The sequence below is a fragment of the Vibrio sp. Vb0937 genome, from assembly GCF_033338855.1.
Genome location: NZ_JAWOTK010000002.1, coordinates 713,020 through 728,169 on the forward strand (window position 1 = coordinate 713,020; position 15,150 = coordinate 728,169).

Genomic DNA, 15,150 nt, shown 5'->3' on the forward strand with positions numbered 1-15,150 from the left:
CTCTCCTTCTAAAATATTCTTTCATCAATCATTCAGCCTAATTTTAGGCATTGCTTTGTGCTATCTAAAATAAACTGAATAGTACTGCTTAATTTATTATTTATAGGAAAAATCATGTCCTCAAAAAGAACTGGCCGTCAAAGACATTGGTATCAATTACTTAACAAAGAGAAAATCACTAAAAAACAGGAGAATAAATGTTAGAAATTGAATTTAATTTAGAACAACCTCAAAGCTCTTGGAACGCTAAAATACATCAATTAAATGGTGATATTTTACGAAGACACGTATTACCGAAACTTCTTTCTCATAGCTTTATGATCGATTTTGAATATTGTGAGAAAACGCAATCTGGAACTATTCTCTGTGATTCAGGTTCAAAGTTAGGAAGTTTTACTGTTAACTGATTCAGTTTTCATGCATTAATGGATAATGCAACTAATTTGGAAGGTATCCAATGGCTAGAAAAAGTAAGAAGCAGTCAGAAAAAGACAAAAAAGAGTCTGAACAAAACGCGGCGGCGGTAAAGCAGAAAACTCGACGCCGCATAGAAGACATTATGGAACAAAGAGAATTTGATAAGTTATTCCATCTATAAATGCTCTCTAGTGCTTTCTCTGCCTTTATCGTTGTGCAAGGTACCGCCACCTACCTTTGCTCAAACGAATCTCCACTCTTTTAGACTACTCTTCTAATTACACGTGCCTCTCACACACGCAAAAACAACTGGCTCCTCTATACTCAAGTGACTTGCAAATAGTCGTTTCGCTCACAGGAAACCCCGTGACTAATGACAGTTAGGTTATTTGCGTATAGCCAAAGCGATATTTTTGCGTATAATCCCTCTCGTTTGCTTCGTATAACCCCAATGATATGGTTTGGGGGTCTCTACCAGTTCCCGCAAAGTGCTGATTACGAAGAGTTGAGATCATCGTGGGTCTTACTCTTTGTGATAGCGTTCGATTTATTTCTATCTATACCTATTCTTAGAGTAACTGCATCCACAATACACATAAGGTGGAATATGAACGCATTTATTCAAGGTCTTCCAAAAGTAGAGCTGCACTTACATATCGAAGGTTCACTTGAGCCGGAACTCTTATTCAAATTAGCAAAACGAAACGGCATCGAGATCCCTTACTCTTCTCCGAGTGAACTACGCAGCGCATATCAGTTCACAGACTTACAATCATTTCTCGACCTCTATTACCAAGGAGCGGGAGTTCTGCGTACGGAGCAAGATTTTTACGATCTCACTTGGGAATACTTACTGCACTGTAAAGAAGACAACGTTATTCATACCGAAATCTTTTTTGACCCTCAAACACACACAGAACGCGGCATAGACTTTGACACTGTTATCAATGGAATCGCTCGTGCGCTAAAAGATGGTCACGAAAAACTTGGCATTACCTCGCAAATTATTGCGTGTTTTCTCCGTCACCTTTCAGAAGAGAGCGCCATAGAGACCCTACAGGCTATTCTGAAACACCGTGATAAGATCATTGGTGTTGGACTAGATTCTTCAGAACAAGGTCATCCGCCAGCTAAATTCAAGCGCGTATTTAAACAAGCAGTAGAAGAAGGCTTACTTACCGTTGCTCACGCAGGAGAAGAAGGCCCCGCACAAAATATTAGCGATGCCATTGAAATGCTTTACGTGAGCCGCGTGGATCACGGTGTTCGCTGTGTTGATGATGAAGCATTAGTTGAATCCTTAATCGAAAGCCAAATGCCACTGACAGTGTGTCCGTTATCGAATCTTAAGCTATGTGTATTCGACGATATGAAAGATCACAATATTGTGGATTTGCTACGAAAAGGTGTCGCCGTAACGATTAACTCAGACGATCCTGTGTACTTTGGTGGCTACATGACGGACAACTTTTTGGCCGTCAACAACGCACATCCAATGAGTAAGAGTGAACTTGCCCAATTTACAATGAACGCGATTGATGCCAGCTTTATCGATAACGAGTTAAAGGCGAAATATCGTCACCTTGTTAGCCAATACGTAAACCAGCACGAAGCGTTGCAATAAAGGCATAGTGCCACGCCTTAGGTCAAACGCGTAGGTATTAAAACCCTACAAAGACTCTGTGGTTAACCGCATTTATAAACGCTAGACTGAGAAAGCTAAACTAGCACACAAAAAGGAATAGAATCATGATTCAACAAGGCCAAGCTCTACCAGTTGCAACTCTTAGTGAGTTGACTGCCGATGGTATGGTTAACCACGACGTTACAGAACTGTTTGCGAACAAGAAAGTCGTACTCTTTGCTGTACCTGGCGCATTCACCCCTACCTGTTCAGAAGCTCATCTACCAGGCTATGTGGTATTAGCTGATGAGCTAAAGGCAAAAGGTGTTGATTTAATTGCTTGCGTTTCTGTAAACGATGCATTTGTGATGCAAGCGTGGGGCGAAGCTCAAAACGCTTCTGAGATTCTGATGTTGGGTGATGGCGACGCTAGCTTTACTAAAGCATTAGGTCTTGAAATGGATACAGGCGGCTTTGGTGGTATTCGCTCACAACGTTACGCAATGATCATTGAAAACGGCACAGTGACTAAGCTAAACGTTGAAGAGCCAAAAGAGTTTGAAGCAAGCAAAGCAGAAACGATTTTAGCGGCGCTTTAAGCTTACTCCTAAATACAAAAACGGAAGCCATCGCTTCCGTTTTTTGTTGGCTAACGCATTCTCACAACACTCGTTTGTTGCTTACGCTGCATTTCCGCAAAAGTCAGCACAAACGGGGATGACTGCTTTACACGGCTTGGTAATGAAGAAAGCGCATTGTAGGCATCCTGTTTCGTTTTAAAATCACCAACAGTTACCGTATACCAACGCGTGCCTCGGCTGTTTTTCCAGTTAACCCAAACCGGATGCTTAGGATCGATATAGCGAATATAATCTTTCACATCTTTTTCTTGCTTTAGCGCGAGTACCTGCATTGTGTAATGGTTTGGGTTTAAATAACCATATGCATCCTGAGAGGTCATGACTCCAACACATTGGCCGCTATCGACCTCCTGCTGGTAAGGCATAGCGCAGCCCATGAGCGATAAAATCAATGTCAAAGATAAAATCTTGTGCACGTGTCACTCCATTCTTGTTCTAGTTTCTTTTCTCTCGCACCCAAAAACACAAAACGCTCTTGGTCAGGTAAAAACACCCCCTTACAAGAAGGCCTGCGTTTTAACGCAACGAGTATTCCAAAAACGTAAGGCGACCACGTTGGTCGCCTTAGTAAATTGATTTAATAGAACATTAACAAGATAGAGTGATATAGACAGAAGTTCGCTACTGTTTAGAACCAGCTAGCGACCAATTGCTTAAACCAGTCTAAAATTCGCTTGAATAAACTGCCTTCCTCCACGGACTCCAATGCAACGAGCTCGGCTTCATTTACGACCTTACCTTCGACTTTGTAAAGCACTTTACCAACCACTTGTTGCTCAGAAATTGGCGCAACTAAATCACCGTTGTATTCAACTTCCGCTTGCAGCTTTTTTACATCTCCTTTTGGCAAAGTGAGATAAACATCGTTAGCTACGCCAACAGTAAGCTCGTCTTTTTCGCCCATCCAAACTCGAGCTTTCGCAAGTTCCGCACCCGCCTCAGTCGGCATTACCGTATCGTAAAAGCGGAAGCCATAACTTAACAGCTGCTTGCTTTCTGATTCACGAACATTCTCGCTCTTCGCTCCCATCACCACAGCAATCAGACGCATATCACCTTGTGTTGCAGAAGTCGCTAGACTATAACCCGCACCGCTTGTATATCCAGTTTTCATGCCATCGACATTCATACTACGATCACGAAGCAAGCCATTACGGTTGTATTGAGTGATGCCATTGTAAGTAAACGAGGTTTCGCTATACAGCGGATAGATATCAGGTAAGTCACGAATAATCGCTTGGCCCAACTTGGCAATATCATAAGGTGTCGAATATAAACCGTCACTGTCTAGGCCGTGAGGGTTGGTGAATGCCGTGTTAGACAATTCAAGCTTGGCGGCCCAACTATTCATCAAACTCACAAACCCTGATTCACTTCCCGCAACATGCTCAGCAATAGCAACACTGGCATCGTTACCAGATTGAACAATCAGACCACGGTATAAGTCAGACAAAGAAACGGAAGTATTGACTTCAATAAACATTTTTGAAGAATCTGGGAAATTTTTTGCCCAAGCATTTCGGCTGATGACAACCTCATCATTCAACGTAATATTGCCTGTATTAATTTCTTGACCAGCTACATAAGCAGTCATCAACTTCGTTAAACTCGCGGGGTTTAAACGTTTGTGGGCATCACGTTCAACCAGTACTTTCCCCGTATGGAAGTCCATCAAAACATAACCACGAGAACTGAGTTCCGGCGCATTTGGCACAACTGAAGGCGCAGCATAAGCCAACGAGGATACAGCAGCGAACCCTGTAATTAACACTGTGTGTAATATAGTACTTTTTCTCATCATGACATCTTATCTTAGTAGCATTTAAGGCTTACAAACGGTACCCGAATGAATTCAAAGCGCGGGATTACCTAGTTAAAAAACGAGTATATTGAAACGGCGCTCAGTTACAGCCACCTTGTTACGATTGGTTACTTTTACTCAATGTTTGTCGAAAATAATGAGAGGTAGGTAGAGCTTTCGTCTTGAAGAATGAAACAGGAGCGAAAATAATTCCGTAACGCTATGTTTTTTGAGAGGGGAGAAAAAGCGCGCAAGTCAATTCAGGGAGTAAGTTGGTATAGGAAAAGTAGTTGAGCTTTTATCCATATCTAAATAGGAAACAACAAAAACAATCAACAATAAGCCCAGCTAATTATTTACCAAGAAAACATATTGAAAACGCATCATAAAATCGTAATTAATTATCGATAAATTTAAAAACCTAATATTATAATTTATGCAAATTTCATTTATTATTAAACTGGAGAAAAATACAGCTTTCCTTTTTTAAAACTAAGAGACGATTTTTTCGATGTTTTTAGGTTTATCTCATCAGAGAACTTGGTATAACAGTGAGGGATAAGACATCCGGACTTAGCGCGAAAGGATAACCCACTGTTATTTAAGTTCACACGCTGCTTTTTAATGACTAGAGACTTTAAACTGCGGTTACCTTCGGTTTGTGCGGCTATTCTTTGACGTATCCCAACCCAGTACGACTCAAACGACGACATCATACATATCCTCTTTCATGATATAAGCATTAATAATTAAACATCGCTAAAAGCTAAGCTTGTCTTAAATAAAAGTACTAGAAATTGATTTTATTTCTTCAAAACAAATCAACCCGCATATTCCACATAAATTTAGTGGTTATGTCAAATATTAATTATCATTAATTTTATTTATAATGGATATAAAATCAGTTTATAATTTTTAAATAATTTAATTATTAGAAAGCAGTATGACCAGTCCATATTTAACATGGAAATATGAGCTTTGTTTTGCATCATAATATATAAATACATTAAAGATTCATCTACGAACTAAATGCTCTTCAAGAGGTGATATAAATTAGCATTTCGAGACTAAATGAGAATAAAAATAGCGCACCGTATATGGTGCGCTATAGATTTGATTAAGGTCACTGTATAAGCATAGATAAAACTAAACTCATTTGACGTAGCTAGGCCAAGATTGCTTATGGTTTAAGTTTCAATACTTTATCAATATCTTCTGCGCTGTGGCGCTCAGGTAACTGCTCCCACTCTTCACCCCATGAACGGTTCACAATTCGACCACGTTTTACCGCTTCACGCTCATCAATTACTTTTGCCCAACGCACAACGTTTTTGTAGCTTTCTACGTCTAAGAATTCAGCCGCATCGTAAGCACGACCCAACACAAGGTTGCCGTACCATGGCCATGTTGCGATATCAGCGATGCTGTACTCATCGCCACCTAGGAATTCATTGTTCGCAAGACGCTTGTCTAATACATCTAACTGACGTTTTGCTTCCATTGTAAAGCGGTTGATTGGGTACTCGAACTTCTCTGGTGCGTACGCGTAGAAGTGACCAAAACCACCGCCTAGATATGGCGCAGAACCTTGCAGCCAGAATAACCAGTTCATTACCTCAGCACGCTTAGCGCCTTCTTTTGGTAAGAAATGATCAAACTTCTCTGCTAGATAAAACAAGATGTTGCCAGATTCAAACACGTTCACTGGCTCAGAACCCGAACGGTCAACCAATGCCGGAATTTTAGAGTTTGGGTTAACAGCCACAAAGCCAGAGCCAAACTGGTCGCCATCGCCAATCTTAATCAGGTATGCATCGTATTCTGCTGCCGTTACGCCAGCCGCCAAAAGCTCTTCAAACATGATCGTCACTTTCTGACCATTTGGGGTACCCATTGAGTAAAGTTGGAATGGGTGCTCACCAACTGGAAGCTCTTGCTCATGACGTGCGCCAGAATCCGGACGGTTGATGCTCGCCCACTGACCGCCGTTTTCATTATCGTTTGTCCAAACTTTTGGTGGAATGTATTCGTTAGCCATTGTTTTCCCTTATTGTGTTTGAATGCATCTTCAAACTGACGGGTCTTACGCGCCAGCAAGCATTATTAACATCACCTCTTCGCCAACTGCGATTAGGCATACTCAAGATATTAGGTCGAATTCGCTAAATAAAAGTCCTGTAATCTCTTTTAGTTAGAACCTTTGGTTATGGGATTTTCTTTCACGCTATAAGTAAAAACGTCACGGTAATGTGAACTAGGTTCGAGATGCCAACGATGAGTAAGCTACACTCGGCGGCGCACCTCTATTTGGGGATTTAGAACAACCGCTAAACTTCAAAGTCACCAAGAATGAAGTTGTTCTGGATACCTTAGTTCAAACAACTTACGTGCGTGATAGGCAGTTAAGTTAGATAGTTAGAAAGAAAAACGCCCTTCACTAAATCAATGAAGGGCGTTTTAATGTATTCGAAACCGTTACTTAGCTGATTCAAACAAACCAGAAATACCTTTCAAAGGGAAAAGCCTTGCTTGCTCCAACCCTCTCAACGTTACCGTATTCAGGTCATCAATAAAGAAACGACTGGTCATCGTGTGTTTGCCACCATTAATGAAAATCTCGATGACAGAATTGTCGATATATATATCAATCGTCTGCTTAGCGTCCAATCTTGGTGCTTTTCGAATGCTACCAAATTCTTCTGCGTACAAATGAGACATGTGACGACGGTCCAGCATAAACTCGTGCTTTGTCGCACTAAAGACGATGTTGTCACCTTTGAGGTTACTCAGCTCAAGTTCAAAGCCATCGCCCTCAAGGTCTAATTGGATCAAACAACTTGTGCTTTCCAGTGTATGGGATTGTGCAAAGACCACCTCTTCTTTTCTTAAACTCTTCAGCTCAGGGAGCGGAGCTTGAACAAGAAAACCATCTTTCAACGTTAGTTCTCTAGGAAGAGACAACATTCCTGCCCACTGGTGTGTGACCGATGGTGTGTCGATTTCTGGCAACCCTATCCATGCAATAAGAATGCGACGCCCATTCTCATCTAAATAGGTTTGTGGGGCGTAGAAATCAAACCCATAATCTGGCTGCAAAATATCTTGGTGGTTTTCTAAAATCATCGACTCTAGGTTCAACTGATCACCCACGATATACGCAACAGAATAGATGTTTTTGAAATCATAAGGATTATTACTGCTCACGCCCTGTGGAGAAAACAGCATCACCGATTGACCATTAATCTCAAAGAAATCAGGACACTCCCACATGTACCCAAGGTCAGAAAACTTGGTCTTGATAGGACCTTTATGCTGCCACGTTTTCAAATCTTTGCTTTGATAGAGCGCCATTGAACCATGCTCGGTTTTGGTTTGAGCACCCACCACCATCAAATAGTCGTCGCCTTTCTTCCAAACTTTTGGATCACGAAAGTGCTCCGTGTAATGTTCGTTCTCAATGACCACACCATGCTTTTCAATGTTGCCATCTGAATCCATGGTGGCAAAGCACTGTGTTGGAATTCGATTCCAGTTTTGGTCACGCTTATTACCAGTAAAAAACAGCAAAGCCTTGTTGTTTTCCACCAAAGCACCGCCCGAATAGACACCATGTGAATCGTAGTCTTGGTCGGGATGAAAACCCACACCATGATCAGTAAAATGGATGAAGTCTTTAGTAGAAAGGTGGTACCAATACTTCATTCCATGGACTGGTCCCACAGGCGTCCACTGGTAAAAGATGTGGTGCTCACCATTGAAATAACACAACCCATTTGGGTCATTTAACAGCCCAAATCTAGGGGCGATATGAAAATTAGGAAAGCCTTTATCTTGCTGACGTGAAAGTGTCATTTCTTCGATATCACACTGAGGGATTTGCTCAAGTCGGCGATATCTTTGCTCTACAGTCCAACGGTTGTTTAAGCTCATAATTTTTCTCAACTGAAATTGGATCTGAAGATCATTGCCCAATAAATTGCAGCAATTCTGTCTGGGTCGGAAGCGCGGTCATTGCGCCTTTTTGCGTCGTCGCTAATGCACCACAGGCATTTGCCCATTGAATCGCAGAGCTAACAACAGGATGATTTTTCCAATCGTCATGCTGAGACAGACATGCCAGTAGCCCTCCGACAAAAGCATCACCCGCACCTGTGGTATCAATCGGACTAACGACTTGACCAGTGATCAGCTCACTCTGATTTTCAAAGACGCGCCAAACGCCTTTAGCACCTTGTGTCACCAAGACCAAAGCAATATTCAAAGAGGCTATTTGTTGTAAACCTTGCGCCATCGATGTTGAGTCAGTTAAGAACAAAAGCTCCTCTTCAGAGAACTTAACCACATCAGCCATCGCTACAGCCTTCATCACTACAGCTTGGATCTCTGATTGATCTTGCCACACTTCATCGCGCAAGTTAGGGTCAAAGCTAATGAAACCACCAGCGGCTTTTGCTCTTTTGATCGCCTCAAACGTGCTGCTTCTACTTGGCTCATTTGCCAGTGAAATTGAGCAAACGTGTAGCCAGTCACCTTGCTTAAAGTTTGGGATGTCTTCAACAGACATAAACTGATCAGCGCTCGGTTTTACCATAAACGTAAAGCTGCGCTCACCTTGCTCGTCTAAATCCACCACCACTGTTGATGTTCTTTGCTCAGGATCTTTAACGAGAAACTCCGTGCTCACGCCCTCTTGATCGAGCGTTGATTGCATGAAGCGACCAAATGGGTCATCACCTACACGTCCAAAAAACGCACTCTTACCAGATAGACGAGCAATAGCTACGGCGACATTCGCTGGTGCACCACCGGGACATTTGAGTAAAGAAGCCTCAGATTCCGGTATTAGATCGACAACAGCATCACCAGTTACCCACACTTGATTCATCTTGCTTACCTTGAAATTAAAGCCCTGATAGTCCAACGTGTTGAACACCTTCACTACCAAGTAAAAATTGAAAAAGGCTAGCCAAGCCATTAGTGCTTGGCTAGCACCCCAAACATTTAGGAAAAGAAGTGGATTTTGGGGGACTCCACCCCTAAGGAGTTCAGATTAAGCCGCTGCTTTTCTACCGACTTTAGCGCGGTCACGCATACCAAGAACAATGGTGAGAACAAATGCGGTCAAGAACGCGATCACCATACCCGCGATGTAGTACCCAATCTTCTCTGGCGTAATGGAAATGATGCCTGGAAGACCAGCTGCGCCCAATGCCTGAGCTTTCACATTAAACATTGTGATGAACGCACTTGATAACGCCGCAGCGCAAACTGCCGCAATAAATGGGTAACGTAGTTTTAAATTAACACCAAACATGGCTGGCTCTGTAATACCCAGCAAACCCGTAACACCAGATGGAATCGCAATACCTTTCATCTTCTTATCTTTGCTCATCACGCCAACCGCCAACGCTGCCGCTCCTTGAGAAACGTTAGACATCGCCGCAATAGGAAAGATAAAGGTGCCGCCCGTCGTCGCAATATCCGCAAGAAGTTGCGTTTCAATCGCAATGAAGCTGTGGTGCATACCGGTAATAACAAATGGAGCATAAATAAGACCAAATACCGCACCACCAACAAAGCCAGCTGTGTTGTAAAGCCAGTTCAGACCATCACCCAATAGGAAACCGATATCTCGCGTGAATGGACCGACGACAGTAAACGTCAGCAAACCCGCTATGAAAATCGCCAGTAATGGCGTTAAAAGGTTGTCTAAAACAGAAGGTATGACTTTACGTAAGCCTAGCTCAACCTTCGCAAGAATGAATGCCGATACCAAAACTGGTAACACTGAACCTTGGTAACCCACTTTTTGGATTTCAAAACCAAGAATATTCCAAACCGGAATATTGCCAGACACAGATGCGCCGCCGAACCCCCAACCATTCAATAAGTCAGGGTGAACCATCAACATACCTAGCGCCGCCCCTAAATATGGGTTACCGCCAAACTTCTTACTGGCTGAAAATGCCAGCAGAATAGGCAGGTAAACAAACGGCGCGTTCGCAAACGTGTTGATCATGTTCGCCAAGTCTGTCAGTCCTGGGTTGGCATCAATCAAAGATTTGCCATCAATGAACAAGCCTTGAGCAGTCAATAGGTTATAGATACCCATCAACAAACCACCAGCGACGATTGCTGGAATGATTGGAACGAAAATATCAGACAGCCCTTTCACCGCGCGCTGAACAATGTTTTGTTTCTCTGCGCCAGCAGACGCAACGTCGTTGGTGGACATTTCATTCATCCCCGTCAACTTCGCCATTTCTGCATAAACTTGGTTTACGATGCCAGATCCAAAAATGATTTGGTACTGACCCGCAACTTTGAACTGCCCTTTTACTCCTTCAAGACTATCAATCGCTTGTTCATCTATTTTTTGCTCATCTGCAACGGCAAGGCGTAAGCGTGTCGCACAATGCGCAAGTGCGGTGATGTTGCTTTTACCACCTAATAGAGTTAACAACTCTTTTGCTACTGCCGGATAATTCATTTCATACCCCATTGGATTATTATCTGAGCTTGCGAAATTTTCGGGAACGTTTGCAAAACAGATTTTTGCTCAATAAAACCAAATGATCAAAGATAAAGCAGAGAGAATGTGAGAATGATCGTCAAATTCTCTCCCTAAGAGCAGTATAGGAGGTTAGAATCGCTACTTATCAAAGAGCTTTTCATCTTCTCTTTGCAAACAATCCCAAAAACGAAAAACAGAATGGATAGGAACAATGGCGAGTCTGCATGATGTCGCCCGTCTGGCTGGCGTATCAAAATCAACAGTGTCACGGGTTATAAACGATGAATATGGCGTAAAAGAAGCGACAAAACTGAAGGTCCGCCAAGCAGTAGCGGAGTGTGGCTATGTGCCAAACCAAGTCGCTAAAGATCTAAAATCTCAAAAGACCAATCTGGTTGGTGTCATTGTTCCTCGGGTTTCCTCTCATGCCACATCCCAAGGTGTCGATGGATTAACCGATGTCCTTGAAAAAGCCGGGAAACATGTCTTACTTGCTAGCACTCACCAAGCCCACGAAAAAGAACTGGAATACATTCAGATCTTTAACCAAAAACGGGTTGAAGGGATCATTCTTTACGCCACCCACCTCGATTCCAAGCTGGTAAAAGCAATTCAAAACTCAGCCGTTCCAGTTGTGCTCGTCGGTCAAGATGGTTCCATGTTTAACATTCCAAGCATCATTCATGATGACGCACGAGTAGGGTTTGAAGCGGGAAATAGACTGGTTGCAAAAGGTTGCCAAACTATGGGTTTTATTGGTGTGCAAGGTGACGATATCGCGGTAGATAAGCAACGCTCTGAAGGATTTGTTCAAGCGCTGCAACACCATGGTTTTGAGATCGACTTCCATGCTCGTGGTGACTTTACCATCGATTCTGGCTATTCATTGGCAAAACAACACTTAACAAAGAACCCTAAGCTAGATGGCTTGTTCTGTGCGACAGACCGTATTGCTATCGGTGCGATGAGAGCGATTCAAGAGCTCGGGTTAACACCGGGTAAAGACGTTTTAGTGCTAGGCGTTGGTGATGATGAGCTCGCATCAGTGTGCACCCCAACCTTATCAACATTTAACTATGCATTTGATAAAGCAGGGGAAAATGGTGCGAAACTGTTACTAGATAGAATTGCCAACAGAAGTTTTGAAATGAGTAAGATGGTACTAACCTTCAAAACTATTGAGCGTCAGTCCTGTTAATGAAAAAGCGCCAACTGAAATCAGTTGGCGCTTTTCTTATTACTCTTTGTCGGTTAGATCCCTTTAGAACCAAGTTTCCATTTGCAGTGCAAACAGAACTTCACCACCATCACCCATCGTTGCAGCGCCCGCTTCCTGGCTAATCGAGTAGCCATTCAAGTCTTCGCTCCAATCAACGTAGCTAACTGCAAAACGCAGCTCCGGACGGTCAAAGAAACCTGCTGCGGTAGACATCTTAAGCGTTGGTGCAATTGTCGCTTTGTAAAAACTGCCACTTGCTTTATCAATCGCATTGTCTAGGTCCATGTATTGGTATGAGCCTTCATAAACCATCTCAAAATTTTGTGTAAACTCTTGCGCTAAGCGGATGTTGAACGATGCCCAAGTAAATTCATCATTTTTAGCAAAGCGATCTTGGCTATGTTCTGCTAGCAACGCAGGTGCTACACGCCAGTTGTCGCCGATGCGTGTTACACCATAACTGAACAAACGTACGGCTTTTGCGTCTTCTAGCAAATCACCGTTTGAACCAATGCCTTTAAGTTCCGCACCCAGTCCATCACCCATCAAAATACCGGTTTTAGAGAAGCCTTCACTCATGCCAAAGAAGTTATCGCCATGGTAAGCAAACATCGCATGTAAACCTTTGTCCGCTGCTCCTTCTACGCGATCATTGTTATCAGAAGACGTCATGCTGCTCAGCATCAACTGCCAATTACCGAAGCGGTTGTTCATTGTCGCGATATAGTTTTCAACATCCGTTGACGAGCTATCAATCTCACCAAAATCACGACCATAGATCGAGAAGTTTGCTTTCCACGAATCGCTCATTTGGACGTCATACACGCCAGCACCAGTGCCAGATAAGAAAACGATATCCGAGTCAAAGAAGTGAATGTCAAAGTTATCACGGTCAAATCGTTTACCAGCCCAAAACGTCGCGTCAGCAAACGCACTTGATTCAGAGAACATGCTCAACTTGTTTAGCTCAGCATATACCTGACGAACGTTTAATTGACTCTCACTCGCTGTCCATTCGTTATTGGTTTCCGTACTATCTGCCAACATGATTCGGAACAATGCGCTGGAACCATCATCTGCAAAGCGTTTGTGAATAAGGTTTGCTTCCACATAATGATCATCCTCAACCCCTAATCGTCCAATTGGCGCGCCAATAGCACCAGCTGCCGTCATGTAAGGACCAGTACCCACTGCACCATTCAGATCGTCATTAATCAGTAGCCCGGAACGAGCGTAGCCATGAAACTCAAAGCTTGAGGCTTTCTCATTTGCTTCTGTGGATGCTTTTTCCGTCTGTTCAAGTCTCTGTTCTAATTCATTAATTCGCTTTTCAAGAGCGTCAACATCTGTTGCTGCGAATACAGGTGCAGTAACCAGTCCAAGCGCTACTGCCATCGTCAAAGTGTGTAGTTTCATTTCCATAGTCTCACGTAAATTTATACTTAGGCATACTGCAAACGTTCCCAATAAAAGTCGCAAACTTATGGTGACTTTAAATGTCCATCTAAAGCCTGAATTTCAGAGCGCTCGGACTCAGAGCGTCTCTACTACTTGTATCAATGAGAGCGATAATATATAAACTTTTCGGGAACGTTACCGCTAAGAGGTAATTTTGTTACTTCTATCACGTTCAATTGTGTTACTTACAGAAAAATCATTAGCCAGCGCACATTTGAATAGTAATGAGAAAGAGGCATTGAAAGCCTTATTAACAGGTGGCATTGTGGCAAAGACGTTGGCTCAACGTCTTTTATAGATTGTCTTATGGTTAGAGCGCACAAAAACTTCATAGAATCAGTGAGAGAATTTGGCTCCATGCATTTTAATATCTACAAAACTCATTTTTTGAACATAAATGAGTTTTGTAAAATCTAATAATCTTGTTCATGGTCACTTCGGCTTCGAAAAGCCACTCATTACCAAAAAGTAATCAAGCTAATGCAGCTCAACGTTATTCTCTTCGACTAGTAAGTATTTAATTTGATGTTGAAAATCTGCCTCAATTATATCTTCTCGACCTTTGGACATAACGGTGTCGTAAACCATGTTTACATATTCATACGACAGATATTTATCAAAAACATGAACTATATCGTCGTTAATTAAAATTTCACCGTAACAAGCTAAGTCTTCATCAAACGTATTTTGGTAACAAGATATTTTAGAACTATCCCATCCAGAGTAAAATTCGACACTCTTGACATCGTCATACATCGCAATTACTAACTTTTCGATTCCAAGCTGTCCTTCAGCCTCAAACCTCGACTCAAAGTTAACATAACCGATAGCAATACCTTCATTAGAAGCTGAGTAATCTTTATTAACTCCGTAGTGGACTTGATTTTCTCTAAGTTTAGCATTGCCAATAGCTTTCCAAGTTAGGCGGTTCCCGTCAATATTTTCACCAAATGTAAGCTCTTCTTTGACCTCAATAATTTGGTTCGCCAGTTGGTAAGTTAAAGGCAGGTCAAGATCCGGAACGTTAGTGGCAAGACTTAGACCTTTCCTGCTATGTTTTTCGTAAATTACCTGATGCTTTCTTGGCTCGGAGTGAGAGCTTACAACTATCCATCCGCTTTCTTCAGTAGATGGGTTAGTTGATTCGGAGTTACAACCCAAAATAAGAAGAGTTGACGCGCTAAACAGTACAGTTTTTAAGTACATAGTGAGTATTCAAAGTTAATTATTTCTTGGCATTATCATTTAAATTAATACCATGGGCAACAAAATCATACTTTAATGCCTCAACAGCTATTCTATTTCGAAGTTAATATTTTTGATTAGCTACATATCTAGGTTAATAACAGAGAACGATGTAAAAGTGAATTATGTGTACTCACTCTATACTTAATCATACAAGTCCGGCAGTGCGAAACGAATAAAGTGAAAGTGTCAAAAGCCCGAATAACATTCCTCAAACAAAAACGCCCTTCA

At 42.2% G+C, this 15,150-nt stretch carries 13 protein-coding genes, 1 pseudogene and 1 riboswitch; of the genes and pseudogenes, 6 read left to right on the forward strand and 8 right to left on the reverse strand.

From position 1 onward, the window contains the following. Window positions 1–197 precede the first annotated feature (197 nt). The 4 genes from R7P67_RS06550 to R7P67_RS06565 all read left to right on the forward strand — a co-directional run bounded on the left by R7P67_RS06550 (window position 198) and on the right by R7P67_RS06565 (window position 2,640). Window positions 198–407, forward strand: coding sequence for a hypothetical protein (locus tag R7P67_RS06550; protein WP_262652684.1), 210 nt, complete (start codon window positions 198–200; stop codon window positions 405–407). 50 nt (window positions 408–457) lie between these two features. Beyond that, window positions 458–598, forward strand: a complete 141-nt coding sequence (locus tag R7P67_RS06555; RefSeq protein ID WP_262652683.1) for a PA3496 family putative envelope integrity protein — start codon at window positions 458–460, stop codon at window positions 596–598. A 237-nt stretch (window positions 599–835) separates the two neighbouring features. Further along, window positions 836–935, forward strand: a riboswitch (purine riboswitch). 89 nt (window positions 936–1,024) lie between these two features. After that, the gene (locus R7P67_RS06560) at window positions 1,025–2,041 is read left to right on the forward strand and encodes an adenosine deaminase (protein ID WP_017819853.1); all 1,017 of its coding nucleotides are present in this window, start codon (window positions 1,025–1,027) and stop codon (window positions 2,039–2,041) included. Window positions 2,042–2,166: 125 nt separating this feature from the next. After that, window positions 2,167–2,640: a peroxiredoxin gene (locus tag R7P67_RS06565; RefSeq protein ID WP_005373699.1), complete on the forward strand. Its 474-nt coding sequence runs from the start codon at window positions 2,167–2,169 to the stop codon at window positions 2,638–2,640. A gap of 50 nt (window positions 2,641–2,690) precedes the next feature. On the opposite strand, the gene R7P67_RS06570 is transcribed toward R7P67_RS06565, so the two are convergent. From R7P67_RS06570 to yghU, 3 genes are all read right to left on the reverse strand, one after another. Continuing rightward, window positions 2,691–3,098: an SPOR domain-containing protein gene (locus tag R7P67_RS06570; protein ID WP_005373701.1), complete on the reverse strand. Its 408-nt coding sequence runs from the start codon at window positions 3,096–3,098 to the stop codon at window positions 2,691–2,693. Between the two features lie 212 nt (window positions 3,099–3,310). Further along, window positions 3,311–4,480 (reverse strand): D-alanyl-D-alanine carboxypeptidase family protein, encoded by a 1,170-nt coding sequence (locus R7P67_RS06575; protein WP_137283143.1) that lies wholly within the window; start codon window positions 4,478–4,480, stop codon window positions 3,311–3,313. Window positions 4,481–5,663: 1,183 nt separating this feature from the next. Further along, window positions 5,664–6,521: a glutathione-dependent disulfide-bond oxidoreductase gene (yghU, locus tag R7P67_RS06580; protein WP_005373705.1), complete on the reverse strand. Its 858-nt coding sequence runs from the start codon at window positions 6,519–6,521 to the stop codon at window positions 5,664–5,666. Between the two features lie 253 nt (window positions 6,522–6,774). Here yghU and R7P67_RS06585 point away from each other — a divergent pair. Continuing rightward, window positions 6,775–6,894: pseudogene (locus tag R7P67_RS06585) on the forward strand (dihydrofolate reductase); the annotation flags it as partial. A gap of 64 nt (window positions 6,895–6,958) precedes the next feature. Here R7P67_RS06585 and R7P67_RS06590 read toward each other — a convergent pair. The 3 genes from R7P67_RS06590 to R7P67_RS06600 all read right to left on the reverse strand — a co-directional run bounded on the left by R7P67_RS06590 (window position 6,959) and on the right by R7P67_RS06600 (window position 10,973). Further along, window positions 6,959–8,413 carry a sucrose-6-phosphate hydrolase gene (locus R7P67_RS06590; protein ID WP_262652682.1) on the reverse strand — a complete coding sequence of 485 codons (1,455 nt, stop codon included), beginning with the start codon at window positions 8,411–8,413 and terminating at the stop codon, window positions 6,959–6,961. A gap of 31 nt (window positions 8,414–8,444) precedes the next feature. Further along, complete coding sequence (locus R7P67_RS06595) at window positions 8,445–9,368, reverse strand: aminoimidazole riboside kinase (protein WP_262652681.1); 924 nt, start codon at window positions 9,366–9,368, stop codon at window positions 8,445–8,447. Between the two features lie 165 nt (window positions 9,369–9,533). Beyond that, complete coding sequence (locus R7P67_RS06600; protein ID WP_170893110.1) at window positions 9,534–10,973, reverse strand: sucrose-specific PTS transporter subunit IIBC; 1,440 nt, start codon at window positions 10,971–10,973, stop codon at window positions 9,534–9,536. A gap of 235 nt (window positions 10,974–11,208) precedes the next feature. On the opposite strand from R7P67_RS06600, the gene R7P67_RS06605 reads away from it, so the two are divergent. Next, entirely contained in the window at window positions 11,209–12,195 is a 987-nt protein-coding gene (locus tag R7P67_RS06605) for a LacI family DNA-binding transcriptional regulator (RefSeq protein WP_170890199.1), read from the forward strand. A gap of 63 nt (window positions 12,196–12,258) precedes the next feature. On the opposite strand, the gene R7P67_RS06610 is transcribed toward R7P67_RS06605, so the two are convergent. After that, on the reverse strand, window positions 12,259–13,632 hold the full coding sequence (locus tag R7P67_RS06610) for a carbohydrate porin (protein WP_318085924.1): 1,374 nt from the start codon (window positions 13,630–13,632) through the stop codon (window positions 12,259–12,261). A gap of 519 nt (window positions 13,633–14,151) precedes the next feature. Continuing rightward, window positions 14,152–14,880 carry a hypothetical protein gene (locus tag R7P67_RS06615; protein ID WP_167416165.1) on the reverse strand — a complete coding sequence of 243 codons (729 nt, stop codon included), beginning with the start codon at window positions 14,878–14,880 and terminating at the stop codon, window positions 14,152–14,154. Window positions 14,881–15,150: the final 270 nt, after the last annotated feature.

What these genes read in the sequence shown, in the direction of transcription:
- yghU (WP_005373705.1), bottom strand. Translation starts at nt 6,521, where the DNA reads ATGGCTAACGAATACATTCCACCAAAAGTTTGGACAAACGATAATGAA.
- R7P67_RS06555 (WP_262652683.1), top strand. Translation starts at nt 458, where the DNA reads ATGGCTAGAAAAAGTAAGAAGCAGTCAGAAAAAGACAAAAAAGAGTCT.
- R7P67_RS06610 (WP_318085924.1), bottom strand. Translation starts at nt 13,632, where the DNA reads ATGAAACTACACACTTTGACGATGGCAGTAGCGCTTGGACTGGTTACT.
- R7P67_RS06600 (WP_170893110.1), bottom strand. Translation starts at nt 10,973, where the DNA reads ATGAATTATCCGGCAGTAGCAAAAGAGTTGTTAACTCTATTAGGTGGT.
- R7P67_RS06560 (WP_017819853.1), top strand. Translation starts at nt 1,025, where the DNA reads ATGAACGCATTTATTCAAGGTCTTCCAAAAGTAGAGCTGCACTTACAT.
- R7P67_RS06550 (WP_262652684.1), top strand. Translation starts at nt 198, where the DNA reads ATGTTAGAAATTGAATTTAATTTAGAACAACCTCAAAGCTCTTGGAAC.
- R7P67_RS06590 (WP_262652682.1), bottom strand. Translation starts at nt 8,413, where the DNA reads ATGAGCTTAAACAACCGTTGGACTGTAGAGCAAAGATATCGCCGACTT.
- R7P67_RS06615 (WP_167416165.1), bottom strand. Translation starts at nt 14,880, where the DNA reads ATGTACTTAAAAACTGTACTGTTTAGCGCGTCAACTCTTCTTATTTTG.
- R7P67_RS06565 (WP_005373699.1), top strand. Translation starts at nt 2,167, where the DNA reads ATGATTCAACAAGGCCAAGCTCTACCAGTTGCAACTCTTAGTGAGTTG.
- R7P67_RS06575 (WP_137283143.1), bottom strand. Translation starts at nt 4,480, where the DNA reads ATGAGAAAAAGTACTATATTACACACAGTGTTAATTACAGGGTTCGCT.
- R7P67_RS06605 (WP_170890199.1), top strand. Translation starts at nt 11,209, where the DNA reads ATGGCGAGTCTGCATGATGTCGCCCGTCTGGCTGGCGTATCAAAATCA.
- R7P67_RS06595 (WP_262652681.1), bottom strand. Translation starts at nt 9,368, where the DNA reads ATGAATCAAGTGTGGGTAACTGGTGATGCTGTTGTCGATCTAATACCG.